Source organism: Enterobacter sp. AG326 (assembly GCF_004362415.1).
In the GTDB taxonomy this organism is placed as follows: domain Bacteria; phylum Pseudomonadota; class Gammaproteobacteria; order Enterobacterales; family Enterobacteriaceae; genus Enterobacter; species Enterobacter asburiae.
In genome coordinates this window covers 587,916-606,651 of the sequence record NZ_SNXG01000002.1, presented here as the reverse complement: position 1 = coordinate 606,651, position 18,736 = coordinate 587,916, and the positions used below count along the sequence as shown (strand labels likewise).

The 18,736-nt window shown below is 52.7% G+C and carries 21 protein-coding genes and 1 tRNA gene; 9 read left to right on the top strand and 13 right to left on the bottom strand.

The annotated features are described in order from the left end of the window. Window positions 1-22: 22 nt before the first annotated feature. Entirely contained in the window at window positions 23-1,072 is a 1,050-nt protein-coding gene (locus DFO52_RS09895; protein WP_029740360.1) for a rhodanese-related sulfurtransferase, read from the bottom strand. A gap of 221 nt (window positions 1,073-1,293) precedes the next feature. Here DFO52_RS09895 and DFO52_RS09890 point away from each other — a divergent pair, with 221 nt between their 5' ends. From DFO52_RS09890 to DFO52_RS09880, 3 genes are all read left to right on the top strand, one after another. Continuing rightward, a complete protein-coding gene (locus DFO52_RS09890; protein ID WP_023311120.1) occupies window positions 1,294-2,220 on the top strand; it encodes a Kdo(2)-lipid IV(A) acyltransferase in 927 nt (308 codons plus the stop codon). A gap of 140 nt (window positions 2,221-2,360) precedes the next feature. After that, on the top strand, window positions 2,361-3,578 hold the full coding sequence (gene mdtG, locus DFO52_RS09885) for a multidrug efflux MFS transporter MdtG (protein WP_032658047.1): 1,218 nt from the start codon (window positions 2,361-2,363) through the stop codon (window positions 3,576-3,578). A gap of 97 nt (window positions 3,579-3,675) precedes the next feature. Next, complete coding sequence (locus tag DFO52_RS09880; protein WP_133550288.1) at window positions 3,676-4,050, top strand: MysB family protein; 375 nt, start codon at window positions 3,676-3,678, stop codon at window positions 4,048-4,050. A 6-nt stretch (window positions 4,051-4,056) separates the two neighbouring features. Here the strand turns inward: DFO52_RS09880 and DFO52_RS09875 are convergent, their stop codons facing one another. From DFO52_RS09875 to mdoG, 3 genes are all read right to left on the bottom strand, one after another. Then, window positions 4,057-4,284 (bottom strand): YceK/YidQ family lipoprotein, encoded by a 228-nt coding sequence (locus DFO52_RS09875; RefSeq protein WP_029740363.1) that lies wholly within the window; start codon window positions 4,282-4,284, stop codon window positions 4,057-4,059. 85 nt (window positions 4,285-4,369) lie between these two features. Next, the gene (gene mdoH / locus DFO52_RS09870) at window positions 4,370-6,898 is read right to left on the bottom strand and encodes a glucans biosynthesis glucosyltransferase MdoH (protein WP_023311116.1); all 2,529 of its coding nucleotides are present in this window, start codon (window positions 6,896-6,898) and stop codon (window positions 4,370-4,372) included. Next, a complete protein-coding gene (gene mdoG / locus DFO52_RS09865) occupies window positions 6,891-8,444 on the bottom strand; it encodes a glucans biosynthesis protein MdoG (protein WP_166642356.1) in 1,554 nt (517 codons plus the stop codon). The genes mdoH and mdoG overlap by 8 nt, the downstream gene beginning before the upstream one ends. Before the next feature lie 254 nt (window positions 8,445-8,698). Here mdoG and mdoC point away from each other — a divergent pair, with 254 nt between their 5' ends. Further along, a complete protein-coding gene (mdoC, locus tag DFO52_RS09855) occupies window positions 8,699-9,838 on the top strand; it encodes a glucans biosynthesis protein MdoC (protein WP_133550286.1) in 1,140 nt (379 codons plus the stop codon). Window positions 9,839-9,871: 33 nt separating this feature from the next. Here mdoC and ymdB read toward each other — a convergent pair whose 3' ends face one another. The 5 genes from ymdB to csgB form a co-directional block, all read right to left on the bottom strand. Next, entirely contained in the window at window positions 9,872-10,414 is a 543-nt protein-coding gene (gene ymdB / locus DFO52_RS09850) for an O-acetyl-ADP-ribose deacetylase (RefSeq protein ID WP_133550284.1), read from the bottom strand. 106 nt (window positions 10,415-10,520) lie between these two features. Beyond that, window positions 10,521-10,841 (bottom strand): type 1 fimbrial protein, encoded by a 321-nt coding sequence (locus DFO52_RS09845; protein WP_047648111.1) that lies wholly within the window; start codon window positions 10,839-10,841, stop codon window positions 10,521-10,523. Window positions 10,842-11,005: 164 nt separating this feature from the next. Continuing rightward, a complete protein-coding gene (gene csgC / locus DFO52_RS09840) occupies window positions 11,006-11,338 on the bottom strand; it encodes a curli assembly chaperone CsgC (RefSeq protein ID WP_029739997.1) in 333 nt (110 codons plus the stop codon). 61 nt (window positions 11,339-11,399) lie between these two features. Beyond that, entirely contained in the window at window positions 11,400-11,852 is a 453-nt protein-coding gene (csgA, locus tag DFO52_RS09835) for a curli major subunit CsgA (RefSeq protein ID WP_029739998.1), read from the bottom strand. Between the two features lie 41 nt (window positions 11,853-11,893). Beyond that, on the bottom strand, window positions 11,894-12,349 hold the full coding sequence (csgB, locus tag DFO52_RS09830) for a curli minor subunit CsgB (RefSeq protein WP_029739999.1): 456 nt from the start codon (window positions 12,347-12,349) through the stop codon (window positions 11,894-11,896). Window positions 12,350-13,113: 764 nt separating this feature from the next. Here csgB and csgD point away from each other — a divergent pair. Genes csgD through csgG form a run of 4 tightly spaced genes read left to right on the top strand, consistent with a single transcriptional unit; the run spans window position 13,114 to window position 15,455 of the window. Then, on the top strand, window positions 13,114-13,764 hold the full coding sequence (gene csgD, locus DFO52_RS09825) for a biofilm master transcriptional regulator CsgD (protein ID WP_021240790.1): 651 nt from the start codon (window positions 13,114-13,116) through the stop codon (window positions 13,762-13,764). Between the two features lie 4 nt (window positions 13,765-13,768). Next, entirely contained in the window at window positions 13,769-14,158 is a 390-nt protein-coding gene (csgE, locus tag DFO52_RS09820; protein ID WP_133550282.1) for a curli production assembly/transport protein CsgE, read from the top strand. 23 nt (window positions 14,159-14,181) lie between these two features. Continuing rightward, complete coding sequence (gene csgF / locus DFO52_RS09815) at window positions 14,182-14,595, top strand: curli production assembly/transport protein CsgF (RefSeq protein ID WP_023311106.1); 414 nt, start codon at window positions 14,182-14,184, stop codon at window positions 14,593-14,595. Window positions 14,596-14,621: 26 nt separating this feature from the next. Next, window positions 14,622-15,455 (top strand): curli production assembly/transport protein CsgG, encoded by an 834-nt coding sequence (gene csgG / locus DFO52_RS09810; protein ID WP_024908984.1) that lies wholly within the window; start codon window positions 14,622-14,624, stop codon window positions 15,453-15,455. A 43-nt stretch (window positions 15,456-15,498) separates the two neighbouring features. On the opposite strand, the gene DFO52_RS09805 is transcribed toward csgG, so the two are convergent. The 4 genes from DFO52_RS09805 to ghrA form a co-directional block, all read right to left on the bottom strand. Then, on the bottom strand, window positions 15,499-15,981 hold the full coding sequence (locus tag DFO52_RS09805) for a DUF1097 domain-containing protein (RefSeq protein WP_133550280.1): 483 nt from the start codon (window positions 15,979-15,981) through the stop codon (window positions 15,499-15,501). 96 nt (window positions 15,982-16,077) lie between these two features. Then, window positions 16,078-16,632: a molecular chaperone gene (locus tag DFO52_RS09800; protein WP_029740002.1), complete on the bottom strand. Its 555-nt coding sequence runs from the start codon at window positions 16,630-16,632 to the stop codon at window positions 16,078-16,080. 21 nt (window positions 16,633-16,653) lie between these two features. Then, a complete protein-coding gene (locus tag DFO52_RS09795) occupies window positions 16,654-17,391 on the bottom strand; it encodes a phosphatase (RefSeq protein WP_047648116.1) in 738 nt (245 codons plus the stop codon). Between the two features lie 84 nt (window positions 17,392-17,475). After that, on the bottom strand, window positions 17,476-18,414 hold the full coding sequence (gene ghrA, locus DFO52_RS09790; protein WP_133550278.1) for a glyoxylate/hydroxypyruvate reductase GhrA: 939 nt from the start codon (window positions 18,412-18,414) through the stop codon (window positions 17,476-17,478). Window positions 18,415-18,646: 232 nt separating this feature from the next. Here ghrA and DFO52_RS09785 point away from each other — a divergent pair. Continuing rightward, window positions 18,647-18,734 (top strand) — tRNA-Ser (locus DFO52_RS09785). The last annotated feature ends 2 nt before the right edge of the window (window positions 18,735-18,736 follow it).

The window sequence follows — 18,736 nt, the reverse complement described above, 5'->3', positions numbered from 1 at the left end:
TTCGCAGTGCCGGGCGTTATTATCATTCCGGGTCAGGGATACCCAGTTTGGTATTCAGACGGCCGCGTGATTTATTGAAAATCTTGTTGCCGTTTTCACGTCCTGCGCGACGGCGACGCTGCTCTTCTTCCGGCAGGATGCTCTCTTCGCTGCACAGTTCGCTACAGCAGCCGTTAAACTTCTCGGCACAGGCCGGGCACTGAATGAACAGCAGATGACACCCGTCGTTTTTGCAGTTGGTGTGGGTATCGCACGGTGCGCCGCACTGGTGGCACTGGGCAATAACGTCTTCCGAGATACGCTCACCCATACGCTCGTCAAAGACAAAGTTTTTCCCGATAAAGCGCACCGGTAAACCCTGCTCGCGGGCGCGGCGGGCGTACTCGATAATGCCGCCTTCAATATGCCAGACCTTATTAAAGCCGTTGTGCTTCATCCACGCGCTGGCTTTCTCACAGCGGATACCGCCGGTGCAGTACATAACGATCTTTTTATCTTTATGTTCCTGCATCATCTCAACCGCTTTAGGCAACTGCTCGCGGAAGGTATCGGCCGGGATTTCCATCGCGTTCTCAAAATGCCCCACTTCGTATTCATAGTGGTTACGCATATCAATGAACACGGCATCCGGATCGTCCAGCATCGCATTCACTTCCGCAGCCTTGAGATATTCACCGACATCCGCCGCGTTAAACGCAGGATCGTCGATACCGTCCGCCACGATGCGTTCACGCACCTTCATGCGCAACACCCAGAAGGATTTCCCGTCGTCATCCAGGGCAATGTTCAGGCGCAAGCCGTCGAGGGCCGGATCGAACTGATAAAGCACGTCGCGGAAGGCGCTGACTTTGCTTTCCGGTACGCTAATTTGCGCGTTGATGCCTTCACGGGCAAGGTAGACGCGGCCGAAGACGTTCAGCGCCGTGAACGCCTGATAAAGCGCATCGCGGGTCGCCTGCGGATCGTTGATGGTGAAATATTTGTAGAAAGAGATGGTTGTGCGCGGTTCGGTTTCAGCCAACATGCGCGCTTTTAACATCTCATTCGACACGCGGTTGTGTAACACTGGCATGGTGTACAGTCCTGGAATCGTTAGAGAGAATGAAAAATCGGTCGGCATCATATAGCAAATAAAACCAATTTACATCCACACAATTTACGCTACATTTCACACACCCTGATTAATCAGGCTTAACAATTGCTGTATTCGTGCACGCTTCGAAAGCAGATATTTTGGCTACGTCTCAAAAAATGAGACACTAGCAAAACAGGACGTTTGAAAACAGGAAAGACATGACCCAGTTACCAAAATTTACTGCCGCCCTTTTGCATCCCCGATATTGGTTGACCTGGCTTGGCATCGGCTTTTTATGGCTTCTGGTACAGCTTCCCTACCCTGTTATTTTTCGGTTGGGTAAATTTCTGGGCCGTTTCGCGCAACTGTTTATGAAGCGTCGCGCCAGAATCGCGTACCGCAATCTTGAGCTATGTTTTCCGCAGATGAGCGAGCCAGAGCGTCACGATATGGTCGCGAAGAATTTCGAATCCGTCGGGATGGGGCTTATGGAGACCGGCATGGCGTGGTTCTGGCCGGACAAACGCATGGCCCGCTGGAGCGAGGTGACGGGAACCGGCATGGAGCCGGTGCATACGCTTCAGGCCAACCAGACGGGCGTTTTGCTGATCGGCGTCCATTTCCTGACGCTGGAAATCGGGGCGCGCATGTTCGGCATGCAGGCGCCTGGCATTGGCGTTTATCGTCCTAACGATAATCCGGTCATCGATTTAATCCAGACCAACGGCCGCATGCGCTCCAACAAAAGCATGATCGACCGTAAGGATCTGAAGGGGATGATCCGCGCGCTGAAGTCCGGCGAAGTGGTCTGGTATGCTCCCGACCACGACTATGGCCCACAGGCCAGCGTATTTGTCCCCTTCTTCGCCGTTGAAGAGGCCGCAACAACGACCGGTACCTGGATGTTGGCGCGCATGTCCAAAGCCGCCATCGTGCCTTTTGTTCCCCGCCGTAAGCCGGATGGTTCAGGCTATGAACTGATGATGCTGGAGCCTGAACTCGCGCCGCCGCTCGACGATGCGGAAACCACCGCGCGCTGGATGAACAGCGTTGTGGAGAAATGCATCATGCTGGCGCCCGAGCAGTACATGTGGCTGCACCGCCGTTTTAAAACGCGGCCACAAGGCACGCCGTCCCGCTATTAATCCTCATGCGGTCCTCAGGGCCGCATGCCGTTTTAGCTTTAAAAGCTCCCCCTCATTGCGGCAATCATAACCCAGGCGCATAATTAGCAGGCTTATTACTTTATGCTTCAGGTGCTCTGCACCTCATTATGCGGATAGTTATGTCACCCTCAGATGCCCCCATAAACTGGAAACGTAACCTCACGGTTGCGTGGCTTGGCTGTTTTCTTACCGGCGCGGCCTTTAGCCTGGTTATGCCCTTCCTGCCGCTCTACGTCGAACAGCTTGGCGTGACGGGCCACAGCGCGCTCAATATGTGGTCCGGTCTGGTATTCAGCATCACGTTTCTCTTTTCCGCGATGGCCTCACCGTTCTGGGGCGGCCTTGCCGACCGCAAGGGACGTAAAATCATGCTGCTGCGCTCGGCGCTGGGGATGGCCATTATCATGGCGCTGATGGGCGTGGCGCAGAACGTCTGGCAGTTTCTGATCCTGCGCGCGCTGCTGGGCCTGCTGGGGGGATTTATTCCCAACGCGAATGCCCTGATTGCCACGCAAATTCCCCGCCATAAAAGCGGCTGGGCGCTGGGCACGCTCTCAACCGGCGGCGTGAGCGGTGCCCTGCTGGGACCGCTGGCCGGTGGACTCCTGGCTGATAACTATGGCCTGCGGCCAGTTTTCTTTATCACCGCCAGCGTGTTGTTCCTGTGCTTTATCGTCACCCTGCTCTGTATTCGTGAAAACTTCACGCCTGTTGCGAAGAAAGAGATGCTCCACGCCAGGGAAGTGCTGACCTCGCTTAAAAATCCCAGACTGGTGCTGAGCCTGTTCGTGACGACAATGATTATCCAGGTGGCTACCGGGTCGATTGCCCCTATTCTGACGCTGTACGTTCGCGACCTGGCGGGTAACGTCAGCAATATTGCGTTCATCAGCGGGCTGATTGCCTCCGTACCCGGCGTGGCGGCGCTGCTGAGCGCCCCGAGGCTCGGAAAACTGGGGGACCGGGTGGGTCCGGAAAAAATACTGATCTGCGCGCTGGTGATTTCCGTCCTGCTGCTTATCCCGATGTCGATGGTGCAAACGCCATGGCAGCTGGGCGTCCTGCGCTTTTTGCTGGGAGCCGCCGACGGCGCATTGCTGCCCGCCGTACAGACCCTGCTGGTCTACAACTCCACGAACCAGATCGCCGGGCGTATTTTCAGCTACAACCAGTCATTCCGCGATATCGGTAACGTCACCGGACCGCTGCTCGGAGCCGGGATCTCCGCCAGCTTCGGTTTTCGCGCCGTCTTTATCGTGACGGCGGGCGTCGTATTGTTCAATGCCATTTATTCATGGTTCAGTTTATCCCGCGCGCTGCGGCCCGTGACGGAATAAGACGAACGCCTGATAGCTTATTTTCGCATTCATACTTGCAGAATCTTATATTCAGCTATTCTTTCCCTGAAACCTTCTGGAAAACAGGGAGACACCAATGACCATGTACGCCACGCTGGAAGAAGCTATTGATGCCGCTCGTGAAGAGTTCCTCGCCGACAACCCCGGCGTTGAAGAAGAAGATGCTAACGTGCAACAGCTTAATATCCAAAAATACGTGCTGCAGGATGGGGATATTATGTGGCAGGCCGAATTCTTTGCCGATGAAGGTGAAGAAGGGGAATGTTTACCGATATTAAGCGGTGAAGGTGCGCAGGCCGTCTTTGATGGCGACTATGACGAAATCGAACTTCGGCAGGAATGGCTGGAAGAGAACACCCTGCACGAGTGGGATGAGGGTGAGTTTCAGCTCGAACCGCCGCTGGATACGGAAGAAGGTCAAACCGCTGCCGATGAGTGGGACGAGCGTTAATTTACGCTATTCGTAAGGGCCGTGGCTGGCATCGATCGGCAGCAACAGCGTGTCGAAAATCAGCGAGAACGGCAGATCGAGCACGGTCAGGTAGCGCCATGTGGAATCACGAAGATCCCATTTCACGCCCGGGTAATACTGATTTCCGTGGCCTTGCCCTGGAATGGTGCGACTGATGATACTGCCGCAGCCGCTGAGCAGGCATGCCATCATAACGACGATGATTATTCTCATCTTTAACCTCTAAAAAAATACCGGCGATTAAGCCGGTATTTTATCTGACGGGTGGCGATTCGCTTACCCGCCTCTTCTTAACAACTTACTTCGCCTTCAGGGCGAGCGGGTTCAGCTTCACGTCCTTATAGTAGTTCACCCACGAAGAGTATTTCTCCGGAGCAGACCACACGCGGTAGTGAAGACGCGCCATTGTCACCGGGTCGCTCAACAGCACCAGTCGACGGTCGCGGTTGAGTTTTTCCGGGGTCTCGTTAAGCGCCTGCTCAACGTGACGATCGCGGGCAATCTCCAGCACCTGGCTGGCGCGGTGACGCGCCGTCGCCATTGCCGTTGCCAGGGCGTTGAATGACGGGTTAAACACGGCGTGCATGAAGCCGTCATCGAGCGAGCGACTGCGGTTCTGTTCCAGGTAACGATCGGTATCCACCAGCACCTGCGGCGGGGAATACTCTTCCGGGATCAGGAACAGCTTCCAGCGTTTGGTTCGCAGCCCCACCGTTGAACGGCTGGAAATCACGGACACAAACGGCGACAGGATCAGCGAGAAGACAATCGGCGCCAGCCAGAACAGGAAGCGCAGATCCAGCCAGGCCATCCCGGCCGCCCACACCAGACCCAGCAGCAGCTGAGAACCGTGGCGCATAAAGGCTTCACCCCACGGCGTGGAGTCGTCGTCACGCTGCGGTGAGTTCCAGACCACTTCCCAGCCCAGGAACGCACTGACCACAAACACGGTGTGGAACAGCATACGTACCGGCGCCAGCAGGACGGAGAACAGCACTTCCAGCAGCAGTGAAAGGGTCACGCGGAAGAAACCGCCGTACTCTTTCGAGCCTTTGCACCAGATCAGGATGATGCTGAGCAGCTTAGGCAGGAACAGCAGCACCATGGTGGAGGCAAACAACGCAATCGCCAGCTCCGGACGCCACTGCGGCCACACCGGGAACAGCTGCCGCGGTTGCAGGAAGTATTGCGGCTCCGTCAGGGCATGAACCACCTGTAAGGCAGTCGACAGCGCCAGGAACATAAACCACAGCGGTGCAGAGAGATAGGACATCACGCCGGTCAGGAATACCGCACGGTGAACCGGGTGCATCCCTTTTACCAGGAACAGGCGGAAGTTCATCAGGTTACCGTGACACCAGCGGCGGTCACGTTTGAGCTCGTCCAGTAGGTTTGGAGGCAGCTCTTCGTACGATCCCGGCAGGTCGTAGGCAATCCAGACGCCCCAGCCAGCACGACGCATCAGCGCCGCTTCTACGAAGTCATGCGACAGAATAGAACCGGCAAACGAACCCTCGCCCGGCAGCGGCGCCAGCGCACAGTGCTCAATGAACGGCTTCACGCGGATAATGGCGTTGTGGCCCCAGTAGTGCGATTCACCCAGCTGCCAGAAGTGCAGACCGGCCGTAAACAGCGGCCCGTAAACACGGGTGGCGAACTGCTGGCAGCGCGCATACAGCGTGTCCATACCGGACGCTTTTGGCGAAGACTGAATGATACCCGCGTTAGGGTTGGCTTCCATCAGACGCACCAGACCGCTCAGGCAGTCTCCGCTCATGACGGAGTCAGCATCCAGCACCACCATGTAGCTGTACTGGTTACCCCAGCGACGGCAGAAGTCATCGATGTTACCGCTTTTACGCTTCACGCGGCGGCGGCGGCGGCGGTAGAAGATCTGGCCTTCGCCCTGCACTTCTGCAATCAGCTCCATCCACGCCTTTTGTTCCGCAACGCAGATATCCGGGTTGTAGCTGTCGCTCAGGATGTAAACGTCGAAATGCTCCGCGTTGCCGGTCGCCTTCACTGACTCCCAGGTCGCACGCAGGCCCGCAAATACGCGGTCAACGTCTTCGTTACAGATAGGCATAATCAGCGCGGTACGGTGCTCGGGATTGAGGGGTTCATCCCCGACCGTTGACGCTGAAATGCTGTATTTGTCACGCCCCATGAGCAGCTGCAGGAAGCCCATCAGCGCGGTCCAGAAACCGGCCGAGACCCAGCAGAAGAGAACCGCGAACAGCAGGAGAATGCCGCTCTGCAGGATATACGGCAGCAGCTGCATGAAGGAGACCCAGAGATCCTGGCCCATCATGTCCGTCGGATTGATAAACGCCCAGCCCTGGTAAGGCAGGATGGTTTTCATGTACCAGGTCGCGACGACCGTCTGCGCCAGCGTCAGAAGCAGCAGGATATAGCGACGGATTGTCCCGACGGTACGCCATTTCTGTTCGGACGCCTGCTCTTCTTTCGTCAGGCGCGACAGATAGCGCGGCGTCACATCACGCCCGCGCAGGCGATCCCAGAAGCGACCCACCGGGTTGGTGCGCCATGGATCGGGGAACATTGAGGAACGCGTAGCCTTCGGCATCGCCTGAAGCTGATCGCGTCCTTCATCGTCTTTAATCAACTGCCCTTCCGCCAGCGAGTCCGGCCAGGCCTGCTCCAGACGCGCCTTGACTGACCCGAGCGGCGTATCATCATCACGGGAAAACGTATGATGTTCACCATCCAGCGCGGTGTGAACCGCGCGGATGTCGCTCTTAGGCAGTGCCGCTTTTTCGATATCCGTCAGCGGCATGGCATCAATATATTCAGATGTATTATTCATTGGCAGGTAGCTGATAGCTCCAGGTTTCACTCAGCGGCTGATCGTTACTGACCAGCGCAGCACGCATTTCAGTGGTCTGTTTCGGATCTTTCACTTTCACGCGCAGGGTCAGACGCCAGCCTTTGGTTACCGGGTTGTAACGCACGGTATTCTCAACGATTTCACCGTTATCACCGATGCTGGCCTGAGCGGCAACGGCGGTGTCCGGTGACAGTTTCTTCATATCCTGGCCTGTGAAGTCCACGACAAACGCCACGGTACCGTCAGGCTGACGGATAAGATTAGACTGCTTCACATCACCCGTTGAGCGGCGAGTCTGCATCACATACGCGTTATCCGGCGCATGCAGCTTATCTTCGTCGCGGCTGAAGGTAATGGTGTACTTGAAGTTCATCTCTTTACCGGCTTCCGGCAGCTGATCCGGCGTCCAGTAAGCGACGATGTTATCGTTGGTTTCGTCGTTGGTCGGAATTTCTACCAGCTCGACCTTGCCTTTACCCCAGTCACCGTTTGGCGTGACCCAGGCGCTTGGACGCTGGTCATAGCGATCGTCCAAATCTTCAAAGCGGGAGAACTGACGACCACGCTGCAGCAGGCCAAAACCTTGCGGGTTTTCCATTGCGAAGCTGCTAACCGCCAGATGTTTCGGGTTATTCAGCGGACGCCAGATCCACTCACCGTTGCCGGCATGAATAGACAGACCGTTGGAGTCGTGCAGTTCCGGGCGGAAGTTGGTAACCGGTGACGGCTGGTTCGGCCCAAACAGGAACATACTGGTCAACGGCGCAACGCCCAGTTTGCCCACTTTATCACGCAGGTAAACCTTGGACTGCACGTCAACTACCGTGTCACGACCCGGCATAATCACAAAGCGATAGGCACCGGTTGCACGCGGGGAATCCAGCAGCGCATAAATGGTCAGACGCTTATCCGTTGGTTTTGGACGTTCAATCCAGAACTCACGGAAACGTGGGAACTCTTCACCTGATGGCAGCGCGGTATCAATAGCCAGACCACGCGCAGAAAGCCCGTACACCTGCCCCGCGCCAATGACGCGGAAATAGCTGGCTCCAAGCATGCTGACGATTTCGTCGTTTTTATCTTTGCTGTTGATCGGGTAAAGCACCTTAAAGCCTGCGAAGCCCAGGTCTTTCACCGTATCTTTGTCGTGTTGCACATTGCCAAAATTGAAGTAATCCGGGCTGTACTTGATCTTACGTACCGCGGTTGCCGTCACTTCATTGATGGCAACAGGCGTGTCGAAGTACATACCCTGATGATAAAATTCAAGCTTGAACGGGGTTTTAATATTGCTCCAGTACGCTTTGTCGTGATTGAACTGGATCTGCTGATAGTCCGCATACTTCATGTCGCGGAAAACGGAGGGCAAGTTACTTTTCGGCGCTTCGTAGCTCTTGCCTGCCATCGATTTTGCCTGTTTTGCGACATCGTCGATGTTAAAGGCCAGTGCCGATGAGGTATACAGTGATAACACCACTGCAGCACCCAACCAACGCATTTTCATCATCTGTGGTTTATGTTTCATAATAAGTAAGCACTTCCCCCTTTGTGTGCTTATATCGATCCGATCCATTTTAATGGAAACTCAGGCAATCCGACAACATTATCACTGCTTTGTTCAGCTGCTGGCTCATGGATTAAGCAAATGAAAGAACCCGCTATTCACTTTGCGTGCTTATCCTGGAGACAGGGTGTCGGTCTTGGTGTAGGGTTGGCTTCGAATGTAACCATTATGAGTCTTAGGGATAAGACGAAAAGTCTGAGAATGCACAACGTTATATGAGCACAACACCAACAGAACGTGAATATTTCCTCGACTCGATCAGGGCCTGGCTGATGCTATTGGGGATCCCCTTTCACATTTCACTGATTTACTCCAGCCACACCTGGCATGTGAATAGCCAGATGCCCTCCTGGTGGCTGACGCTGTTTAATGACTTTATTCACGCCTTCCGTATGCAGGTGTTCTTCGTCATATCCGGGTATTTTTCTTACATGCTGTTTCTGCGATACCCTCTCAAACGCTGGTGGAAAGTGCGTGTAGAACGCGTGGGGATCCCCATGCTGACCGCAATTCCACTGCTGACGCTGCCTCAGTTCATTATGTTGCAATACGTCAAAGGCAAAGCGGAGAACTGGCCGAATCTGTCGCTGTATGAAAAGTACAATACGCTGGTCTGGGAGCTGGTGTCTCACCTGTGGTTCCTGCTGGTGCTGGTGGTGCTCACAACGGTGAGCCTGTTGATTTTCAGCCGCCTGCGCCGCCATCTGAGTACAAAAGCCGACACCTTCTTCGCCAACGTTACGATGGGCAAACTGTCAGTGCTCTTCTTGCTGTTGGGTATTGCCTATGCCGCCGTGCGACGGACGCTGCTTATCGTCTACCCGCCGATTCTGAGCGACGGGTTATTTAATTTTGTGGTGATGCAGTCCCTGTTCTACATTCCGTTCTTTTTAATCGGCGCGCTGGCTTTTATTCATCCGAAGCTTAAGTCGCTGTTTGTCACCCCGTCACCGTGGTGCGCGCTGGGAGCCACCCTCGCATTCGCGGCCTATCTGCTGAATCAGCGCTACGGCAGCGGCGATGCCTGGATGTATGAAACGGAAAGCGTGATCACTATGCTGCTGGGGCTGTGGATGGTGAACGTGGTATTCGCGCTGGGCCATCGCTTGCTGAACTTTAAGTCCAGTCGCGTGACCTACTTCGTTAATGCGTCACTGTTTATCTATCTGGTGCATCACCCGTTAACGCTTTTCTTCGGGGCTTACATCACACCGCACATCGCCTCCAACACCCTGGGCTTCTTTACCGGGCTGGTGTTTGTTGTAGGGGTGGCGATCGCACTCTACGAAATCCATCTGCGGATCCCGCTCCTGCGCTTCCTCTTTTCAGGAAAACCGCAGGCAAAAGCCTCATAAACCACGCGGCGCACCCGATGCGCCGCGTTTGCTTCAGCTCTCCAGCTCTTGTCTGCGCTGAGTCAGAAGCCGCTGATAAAGATGCGTGGTGTCGTCGTCAAAACAGACAAAAATTACCTTCTCTGGCAGCGGTTTTAACGACAAATAGCGGTAAACCGTTTCTACGGCAATCGTTGCGGCAGCGGCCTTAGGATAACCATACACGCCGGTGCTGATGGCCGGAAACGCCATCGTTTTATAACCGTTGTCGGCGGCCAGCCGCAGACAGTTCCGGTACGCCTCTTCCAGAATACTCGCTTCGTGGTGATCCCCGCCATGCCAGACCGGCCCTACGGCATGAATTACCGCTCTCGCAGGCAGATTGCCCGCCAGCGTAATCACCGCGTGACCGGGAGGACATTCGCCCTGCTGTTGGCGCACGGTTTTACAGGCTTCCAGCAGCTGCGGTCCGGCAGCCCGGTGGATAGCCCCGTCCACGCCGCCCCCTCCCATCAGGGATGGATTGGCCGCATTGACGATGACGTCGACGTGTACTGTCGTAATATCGCCATGAATAATTTCAATTTGCGGTTTCATAAAGCCCCTCTGCAACCCGCCATTTTCTTAAGTGTATCGCAGAGGAGACCGGGAGAAAAAACTATCAGAAAAAATCCTCTTTCACCCCAGGGCGGGAGAGCGCGCATTAGCGATACTGGATTTCGACAACCGCGAGCGTTTTTTCAGGATTAAGGTATTTCATATTGAGCGTTGCCACGTTTGAGTCGCTCACTTTCCCGTTAAGCGCCTCTTCATAGCTGACCATACGCGTTTGCATACGGTTATTATCTGGACATGACATGGCAAACTGTTGCTTCTGGGGAGTGACTTCACAGGGGTCGGCGACAATGGCACCGCGAAAATGAATGACACCGCCGTCAACAACCGTGGCCGAATAAGCCGGGATACTCAAAGCAGAAACGACCAGACCCAGACCTGCCACGAGTCGAGCAAAATAGTTGTTCATTATAGGTACTCCTCAATGAAAATCGTCCATGAGGGGTAAACGCGCTTCATTTATTAGGGCAAACGAAGTTTCACGTTACGGAACATAACGACCTGGTCCCTGATATCAGCATAGCTCAACGGCTCAGACCCGCCACATTCACAACCTATTGATTTAATGGGTTTTCATAGAGAACGTTCCGCTGGCGACCACTGTTGTGATAAATGTAGCGATTTACCGTCTGAAACGGTGACAACGATTTTTACCGTGTCTCCCGCATTAATATTTAAACTCAGACGCATTAAATCAATCGTCTGATTAGCGGGTATAAAAAGTGTGTTTTGCTGCCGGGAAGAACTTTGCCCCCCCTGCCCTTCTCGTAAAGAAATAATCTGAACCTGACAATCGCACGACTGCGCCAGAGTGACCTGAGGAATAATGGTGGTCATATTTTCCTGCTGTGACGTTTTGAAGGTGATCTGGCTGGAAAGCGCGGCAAGGAGAATTAAGGTATTCATGATGAACTCCCGAAAAAAAACAGGGCATCAGCCCTGTTTTTTTGTAGCACAGATTTCAGTATCAGTACTGATGAGCTGTCGCGTGGTTACCAAAGCCGATCTGGGTCACGTTAACAGTCGAGTTGGAAGCAGTCTGATCTACGAGTGCACCGTTAAAGCCGCCGGTCTGGCTAACATTCATAACGGATTTTTTACTGTTCCACTGATCAAGTGTCGCACTGTTGCCAAAACCTTTCTGGGACAGGTTGATTTTACTATCATCAGAACCCTGACCAACGTCAGCGCCGTTACCGCCACCTTTCTGGCTAATATTCAGAACGGAATTTCTGGCGTCTGTCTGCAGAGCTACCGCTGAGTTACCGCCACCGTCCTGATAAATATTCAGGGTGGAATTTGGGCCACTGTATCCGCCATGACCATGTCCATGACCCCAGCCGCCCTGATTAATAGAACCCGCCATAGCACTACCAGAAACTACGATTGCTGCAAGCGCTGCCACTTTGAGAAATTTCATGGTAAACCCCCATCGGATTGATTAAAGTCGTCGCCAACGCGCTAATGTTGAATAACGTTAATCGCCATTTGCGACTGTTTCTGCACTACAACTGCGGTTTTCTGCGTACCGTACTGCGTAATATTTGCTCTATTACCCGACCCTTTCTGGATAATTTTCGCGCTATTACCGTATCCATCTTGCGTAATACCTGCATCATTCGCGTTACCGCTCTGATCGATCCAGGCAATATTGTAACCCCCTGATTGATCAACTCTCGCTCTGTTACCTACCCCATCCTGGGATACAATGGATAAGAGTCTTGAACCGTCCTGGCTAACCTCAGCGTTATTGAAAACGCCCCGTTGACCAATAATGGCTGCCTGATTTAGTGATGAAAGACTTAATTCGTTAACCGCAAAGTTATATTCAGAATTTGCCAAATCTGAATTCGCTGCGGTTACAAATCCAGGCGCACCCAGTAATGTAAACATCATAATTAACGATGCGTTTTTCATGTTGTCACCCTGGACCTGGCTATTTAATCGTGCCATAACCCTTTAACAATGTTACTTGTTAAAACGACTCGTACTGTGTTAACGCGTCGTTACGGTGAAGAGTATGTCCGCTGAAACATTTTAAATATCTCACCCGCGCGGCTTATTTTTATTTATCGGCTCACCACAAAGTCGTAATTTACATCAAAAATCACTTTAATCAGGCCAGCTTATATTTTTTATTAAAGGCGTTATGCGAAAGTGTTGTACATCGAGACGAAGGCTGTCCACGCTTCATCCCGCGTTGCTTAAACGTAACGGCTGGAGATCATTTTTTTCATCGCGTGACACGAAGCCTGTTTTCTTAAGCCAGACAGCAGCTCATTCGCGGGCTTAGAAATAATCGGTAACTCATACTTAATTACATCGATACAAAAATAATAAATAATTATAAAAATCAAATAGATGAAAATATTTGTATGATTTTTAAAATCTGTGCACCTCTATTTATGTGTACAACTTTCTCATCAATTATCGCGATTCACGACAAGTGATTTTAACAAATTAATATTGATTTTTACATTATGTTACACGTTTAACACTTGCTTTAAACTTCGTAAAAGCTAGATTGAAATTAGATGTACGAAATTGGTTTTATATTTACCTCCCTGTGGAGGTTATGGTCTGATTCTACACACAGCAGTGCAACATCTGTCAGTACTTCTGGTGTCCTCTTTTAAACAGGAGGACAGCTGCCAGGTGCCAAAAAAAAGTGGGGTTTCATCATGTATAATGAAGTCCATAGTTTACATGGTCATACATTACTGTTGATCACAAAACCTTCTTTGCAAGCGACAGCTTTATTACAACATTTAAAGCAATCTTTATCATTGAACGGGAAATTGCATAATATTCAACGTTCTTTTGATGATATTGCACCTGGCAGCATCATTCTTTTCGATATGATGGAAGCTGATAAAAAGCTTATCCATTACTGGCAGGATATTTTAAGCAGGAAAAACAATAATATCCGCGTGCTATTGTTGAATACGCCTGATGAATATCCTTTCAGGGATATTGAAAGCTGGCCGCATATCAATGGCGTGTTCTACGTCACGGAAGAAGAAGACCGGGTGGTAGAGGGGCTGCAAGGTATATTACGCGGAGAATGTTATTTTTCGCAAAAGCTTGCCAGCTATCTCATCACGCACTCCGGAAATTATCGCTATAACAGCTCAGAGTCAGCCCTGCTCACGCACCGTGAGAAAGAGATCCTGAACAAGTTACGCATTGGTGCTTCAAATATTGAAATCGCCCGTTCGTTATTTATCAGCGAAAATACGGTAAAGACGCACCTTTATAATCTTTTCAAGAAGATAGCTGTGAAAAACCGAACTCAGGCTGTTTCGTGGGCAAACGATAACCTCAGGCGTTAATCACATGAAGCGCACGTTGAGTTGGATCGCCGCAGCGAGTTTCCTGCTCGCTGCCGGGAATCTGAAGGCCGTCGAGGTCGAAGTTCCCGGATTGTTAACAGACCACACTGTCTCATCGGTCGGGCACAGTTTTTACCGTGCCTTCAGTGACAAATGGGACAGTACCTATACGGGTAATATAACAATCAACGAGCGGCCCAGTGCACGATGGGGAAGTTGGATAACAATAACGGTTAATCAGAACGTTATTTATCAAACGTTTTTATTCCCGACCAAAATAGACTTCGATAAAAACGTCGTCTTAGCACTGGAACAATCAGAAGACGCTATTAATCGCCTGCAAATAGATAAAGCCCTATTAAGCACCAGCGATTTAGCAAAAGACGAGTTCTAGCGAACCGATATGCGGAGGCTGTCATGCGTATTGCATATGCAGTTGTTTCGATAATGCTGATAACACCCATCAGCTGGGCCGGAAACATGACGTTTCAGTTCCGTAACCCTAACTTTGGCGGTAACCCTAATAACGGCGCGTTCCTGCTGAACGAAGCCCAGGCGCAAAACTCCTATAAGGATCCGAGCTTAAAGGATTTTAGCATTGATACCCCGTCCGCACTGGATAACTTCACTCAGGCTATCCAGTCGCAGATTTTAGGCGGGTTACTGACCAACATTAATACCGGTAAACCAGGCCGGATGGTGACCAACGACTTTATCGTTGATATCGCCAACACGGACGGACAGCTTCAGTTGAACGTGACCGATCGTAAAACCGGAAGAATCTCCACCATTCAGGTTTCCGGTCTACAAAGTAATTCAACTGACTTTTAAACAATAGCTAAATAAGGACAACGATCATGCAGCGCTTCCTGATATTTGTTGCAGTGTGCTTATTGAGCGGTTGTTTAACTGCTCCACCTAAAGAAGCTGCAAAACCTACATTAATGCCTCGGGCCCAGAGTTATCGTGATTTAACGCATTTACCTGCTCCAACGGGGAAAATATTTGTCTCCGTATACAACATTCAGGATGAAACCGGGCAATTTAAACCTTACCCGGCAAGTAACTTCTCCACGGCCGTGCCGCAAAGCGCCACCGCGATGCTGGTTACCGCGCTCAAGGATTCGCACTGGTTTATTCCGCTGGAACGTCAGGGTCTTCAGAACCTGTTGAATGAACGGAAAATCATTCGCGCCGCACAGGAAAATGGTACCGTCGCGGCCAATAACCGAACGCCTCTGGAATCTCTGGCAGCAGCGAACGTGATGATTGAAGGATCGATTATTGGCTACGAAAGTAACGTTAAATCGGGTGGTGCTGGAGCACGTTACTTCGGTATCGGTGCGGATACCCAGTATCAGCTCGACCAAATCGCCGTTAACCTGCGTGTGGTTAACGTCAGTACAGGCGAAGTGCTCTCTTCGGTGAACACCAGCAAAACCATTCTGTCTTATGAAGTTCAGGCTGGGGTATTCCGCTTCATCGATTACCAGCGTTTGCTGGAAGGTGAAATCGGCTACACCTCTAACGAACCGGTGATGATGTGTCTGATGTCAGCCATTGAAACCGGCGTGATCTACTTAATTAACGACGGTATAGACCGCGGGCTGTGGGATCTGCAAAACAAAGCAGACGTGCAAAACCCGATCCTGGTGAAATACCGCGATATGTCAGTCCCTCCGGAATCCTGACAGGAAGCGCATAAAAAAGGCGAGATGATTATCTCGCCTTTTTTTATTCGCTCACTGCCGTGATGTTTTGCGCTTTTTCCCGCCGCGACGCCAGCCATAGACCGCTGTTTTTCATGGCATAGCCAAACAGCAACCCCAGCGCCAGCGAAGGGACTACCTGCTTCCAGTCACCCTGCCCTGCAAAGGTCGCACATGCCCCCATAAAGGTTCCCGGCACAAATGAAAGCAGAAGATGCCTGGCCTGGATGCACATTAAAAAGGCGACGACACCCGTCATGACGTATCCCAGGATTTCCAGATGCGGCGCCAGCGCGCTGCCTTTCACGATCACCAGCGCCCAGATAACACCGCTCATCAGCGTGCAGCCTGAGATAAAGAGCCCTTTGACGCCCCCCTGCGGACAGGCGAAATAGGCGGTACAGCCGAGGAACCCGGCCCAGCTGAGCAATCCGAGAGACACGGCCACCCATCCCCAGAGCCCGGAGAGAATACCTGTCGTTATTGCGATACAAAGTAATATGTTCATGGCGCGCATCTTAGCAGAAGCGCACCATAGAAATGCGATCAGCAGCACATTACGTGCAAGTTGGAATGTTGAGTTGCAGAATTTATGTGATCTAAATCACTCTTCGTTCTCTTCTTCCAGCTCATCCCACATCGCCGCGATAGCATCGCGGGTCAGCGGGGCAAGCGTTCTCCAGAATGGCGAGGTGGCATGCGCTTCGACTTTGCCCAGGAATGTCCCGACCCACGGCAGCAGGTACGTTTCGAACAGGGTTTCGATGGCTTCGTTCTCATCATCACCAGCGTTGTCTTCGATCCAGGATGCCGCCAGCAGCAGCGTACCGATATGATCGGCTGGCGTATCGCTCAGCGGCATACCGCGCGTGGAGAGGAACGCGCGGACTTCCGCTTCCGTTGCCCCTTCCTGCCAGGCTGAACGGTATGGCGAAACGCGGCACTCATCACCAACGAACAGCGCATTGTAGTCCGTCGCGATCTGCTGCATGTCGCAGCTTTTTTGCAGACGTTCCAGTAAATCATCCTGTTCCAGCGGCCAGTTCTGCGCCAGTTTGCCTTCGCGAATTAACGTAAAGAGCGGAACCAACAGCGGGTCTTGCGGCTGGCGATAATAGAGCGTACCCAGCACGCGGCAGAGGATGGAAAACTCGTTCATTTTTATGATTCCATTACACAATTAAAGATCGGCAAATTCGGCAATCGGCTCCATTCCGCGCGACTCGAGGAAATCGAGCATGCGGCGTGGGGTCACGTTCAGGATTTGCGCTTCCGGGAAGTTAACATCATTCAGCACTTTCAGGCACTCGCTGAAATCACCCAGCGTAAACGCGGTATGAGAATCGGACCCCAGCGCCACCATCCCGCCCGCGTCACGCACGGCGGCCGCCACTTCGCGACAGTTGGCTTCGCTGCCCTTACGCGAGTGAACAAAGGAGGAGTTATTAATCTCCAGCGCCACGCGGTGCTTCGCTGCCGCCTGCGCGACAGCCTGAATATCAATCGGGTACCTCGGGTTGCCGGGGTGGCTGATAATGTGCACATTGCCGCTGGCAATGGTGGCAATCATCGCCGCGGTGTTGGTCTCTTTATCCTGAGGTGGGAAAACCGGCTCATGGAAACCGGCGAGAATAAGATCAAGTGAGGTCAGCATCGGGCCGGTGCAGTCGATCTCACCGTCGGTATTTTTGATGTTCGCCTCAATGCCGCGCAGTATCCCAATGCCGTCCACCAGACGTGGCCAGATCCGCATATTCACAAAATGCCAGTAGTGCGGCGCATCCGCCATGTCCGGGCCATGATCGGTGATCGCGAACAGCTTAATACCTTTAAGCTTCGCCTGGGCGATATAATCATGGAGGTTGCTATACGCGTGGGTGCTGGCGACGGTGTGCATATGCAGGTCAACGGGATACATCTCTCTCTCCTCTGCGGTTTTTCCAAAGGATAGCAGTTATCAGCGGCGAATATTAGCAAAAACCCGGCAAACGCCGGGTTTCTCTCAGTAGCCGCGCTGTCTGTCGACCTGTCCGGTGACCGCGTTACCCTTTTCCATTTCGCTGATGGTATGGGAGATATACGCCACCGCTTCTGCCGGACGCGTCACGGCAGCCACGTGCGGGGTCATCGCGACGCGCGGGTGCGCCCACAGCGGGCTTTCCACGGGCAGCGGCTCACGGCTATAGACATCCAGCATGGCGCCTTTGAGCTTTCCGCTATCCAGCGCCTTCAGCAGATCGCCTTCCACGACATGGACCCCGCGCGCGAGGTTCATCAGGTAGCTCTGATCGAGGAGCTGGTTGAGCAGGGCTTTATTGATGATCCCTACCGTTTCCGGCGTGTTTGGCAGCAGGTTAATAAGCACGCGCGTGCCTTTCAGAAAGGCCGGAAGCTCATCCGTTCCGGCAAAGCTCTCTACGCCCGGATAATCCTTGCGGCTGCGGCTCCAGCAGCGCAGCGGGAATCCCCACGGGGCGAGCGCTTCGGCCACTTTTGAGCCCAGCACGCCCGCACCGAGGATGCCAATCGTAAAGTCTTCGCGACGGTAATCCGGCAGCGGTTCCCAGTGGGCCTGCTGTTTAAATAGCTGATAATCATCGAAGCGGCGGAACCAGTGCAGTACCTGGCTCACTGCATACTCCTGCATCTGCTGGCCCATTCCGGTATCTTCCAGGCGGAAAAGGGGGACGTCTTCCGGCAGCATTTCAGGATGTGCCTTCAGTTTGCTCAGAATGGAATCCACGCCGGCTCCCAGGGCAAAAACGGCCTTCAGCGTGCGGCCCTGGAGCATTTCTACCGGAGGATGCCAGACCAGCGCATAGTCAGCATGTTCATTATCGCCACGCTTCCACTCGCGAACGCGTGCGCCGGGTAACGCCGCCGAAAGCGCCTTGATCCAGTATGCCGTATCAAACGTGGGGTGATAGAAAAGTATATCCATAGTCATTCCTGCCTTTTATTGCGCTGATTTATTTTGCTTTTTCACTGGACGGTCAGCATAACAAATTTATAGCGCGACTGTGTTGCTGATAAAAAAGACGCTTTCAGCACATTTAAGAATCATGTTGCCTGAAGTTTGTCTAAACGCGCTAAATTACTGAAAAAGTGAGTTGACGGCAGTTCGGCTTTTCCTTACATTAGCGCCCGTCCCGGCAACAACGGGATGACAATATGGTGAGGTGTCCGAGTGGCTGAAGGAGCACGCCTGGAAAGTGTGTATACGGCAACGTATCGGGGGTTCGAATCCCCCCCTCACCGCCATA

What these genes read in the sequence shown, in the direction of transcription:
- mdoC (WP_133550286.1), top strand. Translation starts at nt 8,699, where the DNA reads ATGAGCACAACACCAACAGAACGTGAATATTTCCTCGACTCGATCAGG.
- csgB (WP_029739999.1), bottom strand. Translation starts at nt 12,349, where the DNA reads ATGAAAAACGCATCGTTAATTATGATGTTTACATTACTGGGTGCGCCT.
- csgF (WP_023311106.1), top strand. Translation starts at nt 14,182, where the DNA reads ATGCGTATTGCATATGCAGTTGTTTCGATAATGCTGATAACACCCATC.
- csgG (WP_024908984.1), top strand. Translation starts at nt 14,622, where the DNA reads ATGCAGCGCTTCCTGATATTTGTTGCAGTGTGCTTATTGAGCGGTTGT.
- mdoG (WP_166642356.1), bottom strand. Translation starts at nt 8,444, where the DNA reads ATGAAACATAAACCACAGATGATGAAAATGCGTTGGTTGGGTGCTGCA.
- csgE (WP_133550282.1), top strand. Translation starts at nt 13,769, where the DNA reads ATGAAGCGCACGTTGAGTTGGATCGCCGCAGCGAGTTTCCTGCTCGCT.
- DFO52_RS09895 (WP_029740360.1), bottom strand. Translation starts at nt 1,072, where the DNA reads ATGCCAGTGTTACACAACCGCGTGTCGAATGAGATGTTAAAAGCGCGC.
- mdoH (WP_023311116.1), bottom strand. Translation starts at nt 6,898, where the DNA reads ATGAATAATACATCTGAATATATTGATGCCATGCCGCTGACGGATATC.
- DFO52_RS09890 (WP_023311120.1), top strand. Translation starts at nt 1,294, where the DNA reads ATGACCCAGTTACCAAAATTTACTGCCGCCCTTTTGCATCCCCGATAT.
- ymdB (WP_133550284.1), bottom strand. Translation starts at nt 10,414, where the DNA reads ATGAAACCGCAAATTGAAATTATTCATGGCGATATTACGACAGTACAC.
- csgA (WP_029739998.1), bottom strand. Translation starts at nt 11,852, where the DNA reads ATGAAATTTCTCAAAGTGGCAGCGCTTGCAGCAATCGTAGTTTCTGGT.
- csgD (WP_021240790.1), top strand. Translation starts at nt 13,114, where the DNA reads ATGTATAATGAAGTCCATAGTTTACATGGTCATACATTACTGTTGATC.
- ghrA (WP_133550278.1), bottom strand. Translation starts at nt 18,414, where the DNA reads ATGGATATACTTTTCTATCACCCCACGTTTGATACGGCATACTGGATC.
- csgC (WP_029739997.1), bottom strand. Translation starts at nt 11,338, where the DNA reads ATGAATACCTTAATTCTCCTTGCCGCGCTTTCCAGCCAGATCACCTTC.
- DFO52_RS09795 (WP_047648116.1), bottom strand. Translation starts at nt 17,391, where the DNA reads ATGTATCCCGTTGACCTGCATATGCACACCGTCGCCAGCACCCACGCG.
- DFO52_RS09845 (WP_047648111.1), bottom strand. Translation starts at nt 10,841, where the DNA reads ATGAACAACTATTTTGCTCGACTCGTGGCAGGTCTGGGTCTGGTCGTT.
- DFO52_RS09800 (WP_029740002.1), bottom strand. Translation starts at nt 16,632, where the DNA reads ATGAACGAGTTTTCCATCCTCTGCCGCGTGCTGGGTACGCTCTATTAT.
- DFO52_RS09875 (WP_029740363.1), bottom strand. Translation starts at nt 4,284, where the DNA reads ATGAGAATAATCATCGTCGTTATGATGGCATGCCTGCTCAGCGGCTGC.
- DFO52_RS09880 (WP_133550288.1), top strand. Translation starts at nt 3,676, where the DNA reads ATGACCATGTACGCCACGCTGGAAGAAGCTATTGATGCCGCTCGTGAA.
- DFO52_RS09805 (WP_133550280.1), bottom strand. Translation starts at nt 15,981, where the DNA reads ATGAACATATTACTTTGTATCGCAATAACGACAGGTATTCTCTCCGGG.
- mdtG (WP_032658047.1), top strand. Translation starts at nt 2,361, where the DNA reads ATGTCACCCTCAGATGCCCCCATAAACTGGAAACGTAACCTCACGGTT.